Below are 12,184 nucleotides of genomic sequence, written 5' to 3'. Positions count from 1 at the left end.
ACACCGATGCAAGTTCAAGTGTTTATGGGCAATGCCGGCGACGGCAAAACCAACAAACTGCAGGCCGTTCAGGATCGACTGGAGTTTGTCGGCGAAAGCGCGCCGATCATCCAGGCCGGTGCCTATGGCGAAGAAGGTTTGCTGCAGATCCTGGAAGTCCGCGCCGCCGGTGGCCAGCGCGAAATCCTGGTCGACGACTGCAGCCGGCAACAGATTTTGAAGGTTCTGGAATGGCAGTCCTGTGTCGAACACCTGCCGGATTTTGACGGCCTGGTGGTTCACCTGGCCCGAAAGGACTGACCTTTGAAAAACAGTGTCGAGGAGTTGCAGCTCCTCGACACCCGACCACTACAGAGGACTCAAACATGCAAGTACAGAACCTAAGCAGCAGCGGCACGCAGGCTACCACACCAGCGCGCCACCTCGTGGCCACCGCGCTGATCGGCGCGGCCGTCATCGGCTACCTGGTGCACAAAACCCCGGAATCACGCACGCGCCTGGAAAGCCTAAGCCAGATGGCCCGTACCCTAGGCGAGTTGAGCGCAACGGATGCGGCAGTAGTCACTCGGCTGCTCGCCATTCCCGCAACACAGGGTGACTCACGCCATGTCTAACGACCCAGCAATCTCCGCGCGGCGCTTTCCCTGGAACTTGGACCACACCAGCGTGTGCGACCTGTGCGGCAAGTGGCGGGTGCAAGGCAACCATGCCAAGTGCAGCCGGCAGCGCCAGTTACTCAATGCCCACCGGCGCCATCACCCGCCCAAGCGATAACCGCGTCCACTAGAAGATGCGCCTGCAGATACTTGGCCCGGAAACGGGCCTTTTTGTTTCCGATCGTCAGACTGTCGATACACGAGTACAGCGTTAGGGGTTTACATGAGTGGCGTCGAAGCTCGCGGCAATTCCGTGAGAATCTACTTTCAACACAACGGGGAGAAATGCCGGGAATCGATTCCCGGAGGCAACACGCCGGCCACCGTGGCCCAGGCCAAACGCCTGCTCGGCATCATCGATTACGAAATCCAGATCGGCACCTTTGACTATGCCCGGCATTTTCCAAATTCCTCAAAGCTGGTCGAAAACACCTTTGGCCACTACTTGGACCTGTGGTTGAAGATCAAGGCCAACAGCGTTGCCGCGTCGAGCTACCGGGGGTATGCCAACAAGGCCGAGGTACATGTGCGGCCGCGCTGGGGCAAGGCACAGATCAACCAGATCGATCATCTGGACCTGCAGGAATGGATACAGGGCACGCTGTCGAAAACCCTGAAGAATAAGACCATCCGCGACATCATCAGCAACGTGCGCCAAGTGTTCCGTCTGTACCGCACGCGCATGAAAGTCGCCCACGACCCAACCGAAGGCTTGATGGTGCGCCTGCCGGATCCGGAGGCCCCGGACCCATTCACCCGTGCCGAGATCAAACAGATCCTCGACACTCCGACCAGCCGTACGCACGAGCTGTTGATGGTGCAGTTCATGTTATGGGCCGGCCCTCGGGTGTCGGAGACGATCGCCCTGGCTTGGGAGGATGTCGACCTGGCGCAAGGCACCGTGACCTTTCGCCGATCCAAGGTGCGCGGCGCGTACCGCGTGACCAAAACCCGCCGATCAACGCGCCGCGTGCGCCTGCTGGCACCGGCATGGGAAGCGCTGCAGAAGATTGATTCGCTGACTCGCCGACGCCGGGCGGAAACCGTGGATGTCGTCGAGCGGGACAACAAGACAGTGCGCCAGCACAAACTGCATTTCGTGTTCCTGAACAGTAAAAGCGGTCTACCGCACGCCAACGACTTCGTGGTCCGCGACCGCTTCTTCAAGGCGCACTTGCTCGCGGCCGGGGTGAGGTATCGTGGACCAGGGCAGTGTCGGCATACGTACGCCAGTCAGCTGCTGACCACTGGTGTGGCGTCGATCGACTGGATCGCCGAACAGATGGGCCACACCAACGGGAACATGATCCGTCAACACTACGGGACGTGGATCAATGAAGACGGACCCGACGTGGTAGGGATGCTGCAAATGGCCTTGAAGCTGTCACCGGTTACAGCTCTGCGTTGAACCCACTGAGTCCACCACTTTCGCGAAGCCAGAAGGTCAGGGAGTGGTAAGCCAGCCTGGGGGAGACTGGTTTCCACGCTGCCAGAAAAAGGCCCCCACACCATGACCAGGTGTGGGGGCCGATTGAACATAGGCCGGAATTCCACGTATCAGTCTTCAAACGCCGCCATCGGCCAGAAGCGGTCGTTCATGGACGACTGCGTTGGGCAGAAATCAGCAAATCCAGGTGTGCTACCCACTATTGCGGCGGGCTGAGAAGCGGATGACATCTGAGTGTCTTCCGGCGCCTTGAAATCCAGATCGAAGCCCTCATTTTGCAACGTGGCCAATGCTATTTTTGGGATTGGAAAAAAAGGATAGTCACATGACAAGCATTACGGATCTTATTGACAGCATTTCACCTCACATCCCTTTCCGTGACGAGGAGAGTGCAAAGGCGTTTCTGGATCGCTACGACATCGGGGATCAAGCGGCGCTTATAAGTGCGCTTTATATTGGTCGTGACCATATTCACGATTCTGTTATTAGACCGGATTACGTCCCAAGCGGGTGGGCGTTTGACCGCTACTTCACGACAGGACGCGCACCAAAATGGGACATTTCTCCTGCGGATTTTGCAAGAATCCTCTATGAGAAAAATACCAACCTTCATACCTACTACGCAGCGTTTATTCGTTGCACAGAGGCGTCGGAATATTCGCTAGACAGTTTCTGATTCTTTTCCGTCAGGCTACATCTGATCAAAACTGGCCGATCATCCGATAGGGTGTCATCGGCCTTTTTTTGTCGAAAAAAATGAAGCAGGTACATTTTTTGTAGATATCGTTAACGCTCAGTGAAAATCAGGATTTGACTGTCCGCAGGATGTACTCTCTGAGCGTAAGTGGTGAAGTCGGATGGCCGATTTTGCCCGAAAGGGGCCAATCGTGAGCGCCAGCTTTCAGCCAGAAGCAGTCACTCGCTGCCATCAGAGCTCATCCCAGATTCCCTCACAAGCAACCGTATCGTGATCTGTCTCCGCTACTTTTCTACCGATGAATCTGGTTATCACGCAAAAGCTGATCAGTGACAGGCTGGTTGAGGGCGCCTGTGGCGGCAAGGGCGATGTTTCTTGCCACAACGTCAACTGGATCATCAAGCGTGCCAAGGAGTTGAAACTCAGGTGCGCCAACGTAGCGCGCCTTTTGTTCATTCTTGCCGGTGAGGGACTGCTCTGTTCCCGTCTGCCTTGACGGCCTGGATCGAATCTCGTCCAACGTATCTGCATCCAATAACTTTGCCAGCAGCAATACGTTCTTCCGGATACCAATTCTGTTTAAGAGATAGCCCGTCCCGTGATTTTTGTCCCAGATGGGCTTCACCATTATCATGTGCAGCGTCTTGATTCCTCGACGGGCTAAATCCTGCATTACTTGCAACTGACCGTTGTTAATGCCGAAAAATAGTTCCTTAGAGGTTTTCTCAATATGTGGGTACTTGTGCTTTACCTCTAACTGCATGAGAGAGTTGTCTGGCCATCGCGCCAAGCTGTCAATGTCCCAGACACCCTCGAAAAAAGGTTGTATCGCACAGTTTTTAAACAGCCGATGAAGAACGACCTGCTTAAAGAGATCATCGCTATAGTGGCTGGAAAGACCGGCCCAGAAGGCCTGCTGAGATCGATTCTCGTCGATCACCGAATCCGATGGAATCCTGAACTGGGGAGACGACTGCTTTCGCTTTTTCATCATGAAAGACTGAATAGGGATGTTGGTTTGCTCTCCCCATTTCCTCATGAAGAAATCACGGCTCATCTCGTCGTAATAGCAATCAAACAGGAACTCGCTCCGACCGGACGAAGGGGCCAGACGATGGCGCAGATCCGCGGCTGCTTGACCGGTCTCCGAGTGATCCCACACCCACCAAGAGTTTACGAATTTCTGTCGTGCATTTTCCTTTATCGTCAGAGTCCTAACGAGAGAAACCGGTAAAATATCGATTCCTTGACCAACCAGCTTGCCGAGGTACTCATTGAACACAGCCTCAATGACCAACCCTTCAAGCATTCTGCTCTTGTCAGACCGGATGAGTATTTCCTTTAGCTGCTCGATGTTGTCTAGGGGAATATCTCGGAGAGGCCCAAAAGTGGTCAGCAAGCTCATTTAGTGTGTCCTTGTACTAGACATCAAAGCCGGTTCCGGCGAGGACTGCTATCGGTCGAAAGACGGCAATCCCAGGCGACTGCTTTTGGCCGTTTTCTGCCTTTCGTGAAGGGGGAGAAGTTGCTCGATGGATGTTTCCAGATCAATACCTAAGTCGCGTAATTGCTTCAGTAATCGCTTTAGCATTTGCGTCCAGGGTTTCGAGGGCCCCTAGTGCGTTATCGGCAACACCCTCTACGCCATTTTCTGAAAGCCATTTGGTGACCTCCTCGATCGCTGCCGCCAAGGCATGCTGGTTATGTAGGAGCAAAGTCAGAGCATCTGCCGCGGCAATGTTGGAATCAGAGTCAGATGGCATGGAAGTCGTCCTTTGAGTTCAGTTCGCAAAAGCCTAGCTCATCGTATCGCTGGTGACGGTCAGTCACCATTCGGGGGTCTCTGTTTGCGCACCAAAATAGCGCACCAGTCCCATCTCAGTCCCATATGGCCTTTTTTCAGACGCCAAAAACCACAAACCCCCGAATTTCTCTAGGAAAATCAGGGGCTTGCGTTTACTGAATTTGGCGGTGAAGGAGAGATTCGAACTCTCGATACAGTTTCCTGTATACACACTTTCCAGGCGTGCTCCTTAAGCCACTCGGACACTTCACCGTATCTCTTCAAACATGTTCTGTCTGTCGAGGCGCGCTAATGTAGTCGAAAGCTTTTCTGATGGCAAACTTTTTTTCAGAATTTTCATGCGGTTAAGACAAAAAGGCGTTTCGCCCCACCCTGGGCGATGGCAAACCGGCCAATCTCTGGTGACGGCCACCCTTCTATATAGAAGCAGAACGGTGTGCTACGCCGGGCGCGGCCGGAAACGGTGACCGGCGAGTCAGTCACAGCGCTTTACCTGGCCTACGGTGGTGGGTAACGTCTGCCCATCTTTCTTACAAGGAATAGCGTCATGAGTGAGTTGATTGCCTACCACCTCGAAGACGGTATCGCGACCCTGACCTTGAACAACGGCAAGGTCAATGCCATTTCCCCGGACGTGATTGCGGCGTTCAACGCGGCGCTGGATCAGGCGAAGACTGATCGTGCCATCGTGATCATTACCGGTCAGCCGGGGATTCTGTCGGGCGGCTATGACTTGAAGGTGATGACCGCCGGGCCTAAAGAAGCCGTGGCGCTGGTGACTGCGGGTTCGACCCTCGCCCGTCGCCTGCTCTCCCACCCGTTTCCGGTGATCGTTGCCTGCCCAGGCCACGCCGTGGCCAAAGGCGCGTTCCTGCTGCTGTCCGCCGACTACCGCATCGGTGTCGACGGCCCGTTCAGCATCGGTCTGAACGAAGTGCAGATCGGCATGACCATGCACCATGCCGGTATCGAGCTGGCGCGTGATCGCCTGCGCCGCTCGGCGTTCCACCGTTCGGTGATCAACGGTGAGATGTTTGATCCGAAAAGCGCGGTGGATGCCGGTTTCCTCGACAAGGTGGTGGCTGCCGAAGAGCTGCAAGGCGCAGCCCTGGCCGCGGCGCGTCAGTTGAAGAAGATCAACATGAACGCGCACAAGAACACCAAGCTCAAAGTGCGCAAGGCGCTGCTCGAAGCCCTCGACAACGCGATCATCCAGGATCAGGAACATCTGGGCTAAGCCCGCGCTCCCGAGCAGAAGAAAAGCCCGACCGTCGTGTCGGGCTTTTTCTTACGCGTTCGGTTGATCGAGCGTCGACTGCTCTAGCACGGCTCTGCCAATCAACTCGGAAACATGCGCTTAAACATCGCCTATCTCCGGACTCTATAGCAGCAATTGCCGAAAACAGTGCACATCCGTACACTGCGCCACCTTTTGTCCCGGTGGGGCCTGAAAATGCTGTTTGTGTTTCGTATGTTATTGATGGGCCTGCACTTTATTCTGGCCGGCGTGCTGGGCGTGATCCTCGGGCTATGCCGTCCGTTCAACCCGGACAACAGCCGACTGTGCGCCCGCCTCTACGCGCTTCCGGCGATGTGCATTTTGCGTTTGCGGGTGAAGGCCGACGTCGGCCCGTTGATGAACAAGCCCGCCAGTTGCGTGATCGTCGCCAACCATCAGTCCAACTACGACCTGTTCGTGTTCGGCAACGTGGTGCCTCGGCGTACCGTGTGCATTGGCAAGAAAAGCCTGAAATGGGTGCCGCTGTTCGGGCAACTGTTCTGGCTCGCGGGCAACGTGTTGATCGATCGCGGGAACGCGCACAAGGCGCGCAAGTCGATGCTCACCACCACCCACACCCTGCAACACGAAGACACGTCGATCTGGGTATTCCCGGAGGGCACGCGCAACCTCGGTGAAGAACTGCTGCCGTTCAAGAAAGGCGCGTTCCAGATGGCGATCGCCGCCGGTGTGCCGATCGTGCCGGTGTGTGTCAGCAGCTACATCAAGCACATGCGCCTGAACCGCTGGCGCAGCGGGAACATTCTCATACGCTCGCTGCCGGCGATTCCTACAGCCGGGCTGACCATGGATGACATGCCCATGCTTATGTCCCAGTGCCGCGAGCAGATGCGCGAATGCATCGCCGCGATGGATCAGCAGCTGCGAGCTGCGTGAAAAAAACCCGCCTTGTGCGGGTTTTCTTTTGCCGGGTGAACTGTACAGATTTCACTGACTCTCAAGCAGCGACACGGCTAAGCTGAAGCCTTGTATTCCCTGCCATCTGCCAAGAAGAAGTGAACCACCACCATGGGTCGAGTTGTTGCTGCTGCGGTGTACAGCGCTGGTAAGAAAGTCACCAATATCACGCTTGACGAAGGCGCTGCCTGGGCCGCGAAAACCGGACACTTTGTCTGGATCGGCCTGGAAGAGCCGGACGCTCAGGAACTGGCCAATCTGCAGCGCCAGTTCAACCTGCACGAACTGGCCATCGAAGACGCCCTGGAAAAACACAGTCGGCCGAAGCTGGAAACCTTTGGTGACGCCTTGTTTATCGTCACCTACTCGCCGATCCGCGAACATGGGATCTTGCAGTTCATCGAAACTCACATCTTCGCCGGCAAGGGCTACATCATCACCGCCCGTAACGGTCACTCGGCGTCCTATGCGCATGTCCGCCAACGCTGTGAGGCGCGGCCGCTGCTGCTGGAGCACGGCGAAGATTTCGTCCTGTATGCGCTGCTGGACTTCGTCATCGAAAACTACCAGCCAGTGGGCGAAGCGATTCATGCCGAGATCGATGAACTGGAGCGCAACGTGCTGTGCAGTGCGTTGAACGAGCATGACATCCAGAAACTCCACGGTCTGCGCCGCGACGTGTTGCGCCTGCGCCGCTATGCAGCGCCGATGGTGGAGATTGGCGAGGAGCTGCAGAAGCTGAGCTTCCCGTTCATCGACAAGAACATGCGCCCGTACTTCCGCGATGTGCAGATTCACGTCACGCGGCAGATGGAAGACCTGACCACGCTGGCGGACATTGCCAGCCAGACCATCGAGATCGGTGTGTTGCTGGAGGCGTCACGGCAGAGCGTGGTGCAGCGCAAGTTTGCCGCATGGGCGGCGATTCTGGCGTTTCCGACGGCAGTGGCGGGGATTTACGGGATGAACTTCCAGAACATGCCGGAGCTGAGCTGGCATTACGGCTATTTCGCCGTGCTGGGGTTTATCACGGTGGGATGTGTGAGTCTGTGGGCGAGTTTCAAGAGGTCGGGGTGGTTGTAGGGAAGCAAAAGCAAAAGATCGCAGCCTGCGGCAGCTCCTACAGATGACATTCCCTGTAGGAGCTGCCGCAGGCTGCGATCTTTTGATCTGCTATCAGGCAGCTTCAGGCTTGTGCGCCACAAAACGCATCATCCATTCCGCCACGGTCGTGCCATGGTGCTCCTGCTCGAGGCTTGCGACGCCCTTCGAGTAGATCTGCGAACCCAGCGCCTCCTGACGCAGATCCAGCAGCGCCCGCGAATAGTCGTGAATGAATTCCGGGTGGCCCTGGAAGCACAGCACCTGATCGTTGATGTGATACGCGGCAAACGGACAGAAATCGCTGGAAGCAATGACCGTGGCGTTTTCCGGCAGCGCCGTGACCTGGTCCTGATGACTGATCAGCAACGTCAGCTCTTCACGCACCGGGCTCATCCACGGCGCCCTGGCCGCCAGTTTGTAGTTGTGGGTGCCGACGCCCCAGCCCTGGCTGGCGCGCTCGCTTTTGCCACCGAGCAACAGAGCGAGCAATTGATGACCGAAGCACACGCCGAGCAGCTTGTCGCCGCGCTCGTAGCGGGTCAGCAGGTATTGCTTGAGGGTCTGGATCCACGGGTCGGTGCCGAACGAATCGGCTTTGCTGCCGGTGATCAGGTACGCGTCGAAAGTCTGGTCGTCGCTGGGGTATTCGCCCTGCATAACGTTGTACACGGTGAACTCGGCGGCAATCGGTTGCTGCGAGAACAGGCGCTGAAACATCTGCCCGTAACCCTGATATTGATCGACCAGTTCCGGACGCAGGATGTCGGTTTCCAGAATGCAGATGCGTAGCGACATAAAAAATACCTGACACGTGATGGGAATAATGAACACCCCAGAGCCTGCCTTGAAACACCCCGGCAAGGCAAGCCCCGCAGCGTTCAGCCGATCACTTAAAACAGCTCGCCTTTCGCGGCTTTTTCCAGCAACAGCGCCGGCGGGGCAAAGCGCTCGCCGTACTGCTCGGCCAGATACTGCGCGCGTGCGACGAAGTCCTGCACGCCGTATTGATTGATGAACTGCAACGCGCCACCGGTCCACGGCGCAAATCCGATGCCGAAGATCGAGCCGACGTTGGCATCCGCCGTCGAGGTGAGCACGCCCTCCTCCACGCAGCGCACGGTTTCCAAGGCCTGCACGAACAACAGACGATCACGCACATCCTTCGGCGAGATCTGTCCGTCGGCCTGCTCGAAGCGCGTCTTCAACTCCGGCCACAGATGTTTCTGACCACCCGCCGGGTAATCATAGAAACCACCGCCAGCGGCTTTGCCCGGACGCTTGTATTCGTTGAGCAGCAAGTCAATCACAGCGAATGCAGGATGATCTGTCAGCGGTTTCCCTTCCGCTTGCAGGTCTCTGGCCGTTTGCTGACGGATATGGCTCATCAGGCTGAGGGAAACTTCGTCGGAGATCGCCAGCGGCCCGACCGGCATCCCGGCCTTGCGCGCTTCAGTCTCGATCATCGGCGCGCTCACGCCTTCGCCGAGCATGGCGATGCCTTCATTGGTGAAGGTGCCGAACACCCGCGAGGTAAAGAAGCCGCGACTGTCGTTGACCACGATCGGGGTTTTCTTGATTTGCAGGACGAAGTCGAAACCGCGCGCCAGGGTTTCAGCACTGGTTTGCGCACCTTTGATGATTTCCACCAGCGGCATTTTGTCCACCGGGCTGAAGAAATGCAGGCCGATGAACTTGCTCTCATCGGGTACTGCCGTCGCCAGCCCGGTGATCGGCAGGGTCGACGTGTTGGAGGCGATTACCGCATCAGGGCCGACAATATTTTGCGCTGCCGACGAGACTTTTGCCTTCAGTTCGCGATCCTCGAACACCGCCTCGATGATCAAATCACAACCCTCCAGATCCGCATCATTTTCAGTGATGTGAATCCGCGCCAGCACCGCCTCACGTTTCTCAGCCGTCATCTGGCCACGGGCGACTTTCTTGTCCAGCAGCGCCGCCGAATGGGCCTTGCCTTTCTCGGCCGCCGCCAGGTTGATGTCCTTGAGCACCACATCGATGCCAGCCGAGGCACTGACGAAGGCGATCCCGGCGCCCATCATCCCCGCACCGAGCACACCGACCTTGCGCGTGACATACGGCGCAAACCCTTGCGGGCGCGAGCCACCGGCGTTGATCTCGTTGAGCTGGAACCAGAAGGTGCCGATCATGTTTTTCGAGATCTGCCCGGTGGTCAGTTCGGTGAAGTAACGGGTTTCAATCAGGTGCGCGGTGTCGAAATTGACCTGTGCGCCCTCCACCGCCGCACACAGAATCTTCTCTGGCGCCGGCAGCGTGCCCTGAGTCTTGCTGCGCAGGATCGACGGCGCTATCGCCAGCATCTGCGCGACTTTCGGATTCGACGGTGTGCCGCCGGGGATCTGATAGCCCTTCACGTCCCAACGCTGCACTGCAGTCGGGTTGGCGACAATCCAGGCGCGAGCCTTGGCCAGCAGTTCATCACGATCTACCGCCAGCTCATCGATCAAACCGGCCTGCAACGCCTGCTGCGGGCGCACTTTCTTGCCTTCGAGCAGGTACGGCAAGGCCTTTTCGATGCCGAGCATACGCACCATGCGCACCACCCCGCCGCCGCCCGGCAGCAGGCCCAGTGTCACTTCCGGCAGACCGAGTTGCACCGCCGCGTCGTCCAGCGCCACCCGGTGATGGCAGGCCAGACAGATTTCCCAGCCACCGCCGAGCGCGGCGCCGTTGATCGCCGCGACCACCGGATTGCCGAGGGTTTCCAGGGTGCGCAACTGCGCTTTGAGGCTCAGCACCATGTCATAAAAGGCTTTGGCCTCAGGTTTGCCGACCTTGATCAGCTCATTGAGGTCGCCGCCGGCAAAGAAGGTTTTCTTCGCCGAGGTGATAATCACCCCGGCGATGCTGTCTTTTTCCGCCACCAGTCGCGCAACGCAGGCGCCCATGGCCTGGCGGTACACGGCATTCATGGTGTTGGCGCTCTGGCCCGGCATGTCGATGGTCAACACGACGATGGCGTCCTGGCCTTTTTCGTAACGAATGGCTTCGCTCATAACAAGGTTTCCTTGAATTCGGGGCTCAGAGGCGTTCGATGATGGTGGCAATGCCCATGCCGCCGCCGACACACAGCGTCGCCAGGCCGTAGCGCAGGCGCCGGGCTTCCAGTTCATCGAGCAAGGTGCCGAGGATCGCGCAACCGGTCGCGCCCAGCGGATGCCCCATGGCGATCGAGCCGCCGTTGACGTTGACCTTGTCCGGGTCCACCGCCATGTCCTTGATGAACTTCAGCGCCACCGAAGCAAACGCCTCGTTGACCTCGAACAGGTCGATGTCCTCCACGCGCAAACCCGCCTTGGCCAAAGCCTTGCGGGTGGCCGGTGCCGGGCCGGTGAGCATGATGGTCGGGTCAGTACTGGTCACCGCCGTGGCGACGATCCGGGCCCGCGGTTGCAGGCCGAGCGCAAGGCCCTTGGCTTCGGAGCCGATCAACATCAGCGCCGCACCATCGACGATGCCGGAGCTGTTGCCCGGCGTGTGCACGTGGTTGATCCGCTCGACATGGCTGTAGACCCGCAGCGCCGTAGCGTCGAAGCCCATCTGGCCGATCATCTCGAAACTCGGCTTGAGTTTGCCCAGGCCTTCCAGCGTCGACTCGGCGCGAATGAATTCGTCGTGGTCAAGCAGGATGATGCCGTTCTGATCCTGCACCGGCACCAGCGACTTGTTGAACGAACCGTCAGCCCGCGCCCGTGCGGCTTTTTGCTGCGAGTGCAAAGCGTAGGCATCGACATCCTCACGGCTGAAGCCCTCAAGGGTGGCGATCAGGTCCGCACCAACGCCCTGCGGGGTGAAGTGGCTGTGCAGATTGGTTTGCGGATCCAGTGCCCAGGCGCCGCCGTCGCTGCCCATCGGCACCCGCGACATCGACTCGACGCCACCGACCACCACCAGATCCTCGAAGCCCGAACGCACCTTCATCGCGCCGAGGTTCACTGCCTCCAGGCCCGAGGCGCAGAAGCGGTTGATCTGCACGCCGGCGACGCTGACATCCCAGTCGGCTACCTGCACTGCGGTTTTGGCGATGTCCGAGCCTTGATCGCCGATTGGCGTGACGCAGCCGAGCACCACGTCATCGACCTGACTGGTGTCCAGCGCGGTACGGCTTTGCAGTGCGGTCAACAACCCGGCGACCAGATTCACCGGTTTGACGCTGTGCAGCGCGCCATCGGCCTTGCCTTTGCCGCGGGGCGTGCGTAACGCATCGAAAATCAAAGCTTGGGTCATGACGTCCTCGAAC

The 12,184-nt window shown here is 58.0% G+C and carries 13 protein-coding genes and 1 tRNA gene; 7 read left to right on the top strand and 7 right to left on the bottom strand.

Annotated features, from left to right (window positions below):
- The first annotated feature begins 6 nt into the window (after nt 1-6).
- From LOY52_RS08935 to LOY52_RS08925, 3 genes are all read left to right on the top strand, one after another.
- A complete protein-coding gene (locus LOY52_RS08935) occupies nt 7-300 on the top strand; it encodes a hypothetical protein (protein ID WP_258679109.1) in 294 nt (97 codons plus the stop codon).
- Between the two features lie 65 nt (nt 301-365).
- Nucleotides 366-614: a hypothetical protein gene (locus LOY52_RS08930; protein ID WP_086794754.1), complete on the top strand. Its 249-nt coding sequence runs from the start codon at nt 366-368 to the stop codon at nt 612-614.
- Nucleotides 615-879: 265 nt separating this feature from the next.
- On the top strand, nt 880-2,064 hold the full coding sequence (locus LOY52_RS08925) for an Arm DNA-binding domain-containing protein (RefSeq protein WP_258679108.1): 1,185 nt from the start codon (nt 880-882) through the stop codon (nt 2,062-2,064).
- A 149-nt stretch (nt 2,065-2,213) separates the two neighbouring features.
- Here the strand turns inward: LOY52_RS08925 and LOY52_RS08920 are convergent, their stop codons facing one another.
- Nucleotides 2,214-2,393, bottom strand: coding sequence for a hypothetical protein (locus LOY52_RS08920; RefSeq protein WP_258679107.1), 180 nt, complete (start codon nt 2,391-2,393; stop codon nt 2,214-2,216).
- Nucleotides 2,394-2,428: 35 nt separating this feature from the next.
- Between LOY52_RS08920 and LOY52_RS08915 the strand changes: the two genes are divergently transcribed.
- On the top strand, nt 2,429-2,779 hold the full coding sequence (locus LOY52_RS08915; RefSeq protein WP_258679106.1) for a hypothetical protein: 351 nt from the start codon (nt 2,429-2,431) through the stop codon (nt 2,777-2,779).
- Nucleotides 2,780-3,092: 313 nt separating this feature from the next.
- Here LOY52_RS08915 and LOY52_RS08910 read toward each other — a convergent pair whose 3' ends face one another.
- From LOY52_RS08910 to LOY52_RS08900, 3 genes are all read right to left on the bottom strand, one after another.
- Nucleotides 3,093-4,205, bottom strand: coding sequence for a hypothetical protein (locus LOY52_RS08910; protein ID WP_258679105.1), 1,113 nt, complete (start codon nt 4,203-4,205; stop codon nt 3,093-3,095).
- Nucleotides 4,206-4,347: 142 nt separating this feature from the next.
- Entirely contained in the window at nt 4,348-4,563 is a 216-nt protein-coding gene (locus LOY52_RS08905; RefSeq protein ID WP_258679104.1) for a hypothetical protein, read from the bottom strand.
- Nucleotides 4,564-4,766: 203 nt separating this feature from the next.
- Nucleotides 4,767-4,856: transfer RNA gene (locus LOY52_RS08900), tRNA-Ser, on the bottom strand.
- A gap of 295 nt (nt 4,857-5,151) precedes the next feature.
- Between LOY52_RS08900 and LOY52_RS08895 the strand changes: the two genes are divergently transcribed.
- The 3 genes from LOY52_RS08895 (at nt 5,152) to LOY52_RS08885 (ending at nt 7,884) form a co-directional block, all read left to right on the top strand.
- On the top strand, nt 5,152-5,841 hold the full coding sequence (locus LOY52_RS08895; protein ID WP_064586733.1) for a crotonase/enoyl-CoA hydratase family protein: 690 nt from the start codon (nt 5,152-5,154) through the stop codon (nt 5,839-5,841).
- Nucleotides 5,842-6,057: 216 nt separating this feature from the next.
- Entirely contained in the window at nt 6,058-6,780 is a 723-nt protein-coding gene (locus LOY52_RS08890) for a 1-acylglycerol-3-phosphate O-acyltransferase (RefSeq protein WP_258679103.1), read from the top strand.
- 132 nt (nt 6,781-6,912) lie between these two features.
- Nucleotides 6,913-7,884: a magnesium and cobalt transport protein CorA gene (locus LOY52_RS08885; RefSeq protein ID WP_027613314.1), complete on the top strand. Its 972-nt coding sequence runs from the start codon at nt 6,913-6,915 to the stop codon at nt 7,882-7,884.
- A 93-nt stretch (nt 7,885-7,977) separates the two neighbouring features.
- Here the strand turns inward: LOY52_RS08885 and LOY52_RS08880 are convergent, their stop codons facing one another.
- From LOY52_RS08880 to LOY52_RS08870, 3 genes are all read right to left on the bottom strand, one after another.
- Nucleotides 7,978-8,700 carry an amidotransferase gene (locus LOY52_RS08880; protein WP_258679102.1) on the bottom strand — a complete coding sequence of 241 codons (723 nt, stop codon included), beginning with the start codon at nt 8,698-8,700 and terminating at the stop codon, nt 7,978-7,980.
- A gap of 95 nt (nt 8,701-8,795) precedes the next feature.
- Nucleotides 8,796-10,940, bottom strand: coding sequence for a 3-hydroxyacyl-CoA dehydrogenase NAD-binding domain-containing protein (locus tag LOY52_RS08875; protein WP_258679101.1), 2,145 nt, complete (start codon nt 10,938-10,940; stop codon nt 8,796-8,798).
- A gap of 25 nt (nt 10,941-10,965) precedes the next feature.
- Nucleotides 10,966-12,171: an acetyl-CoA C-acetyltransferase gene (locus tag LOY52_RS08870; RefSeq protein WP_258679100.1), complete on the bottom strand. Its 1,206-nt coding sequence runs from the start codon at nt 12,169-12,171 to the stop codon at nt 10,966-10,968.
- Between the last annotated feature and the right edge of the window lie 13 nt (nt 12,172-12,184).

Source organism: Pseudomonas sp. B21-051, assembly GCF_024748795.1.
Taxonomy (GTDB): Bacteria; Pseudomonadota; Gammaproteobacteria; order Pseudomonadales; family Pseudomonadaceae; genus Aquipseudomonas; species Aquipseudomonas putida_A.
The sequence above is the reverse complement of the archived record's forward strand: the minus strand, read 5'-3'. Positions and strand labels throughout refer to the sequence as shown.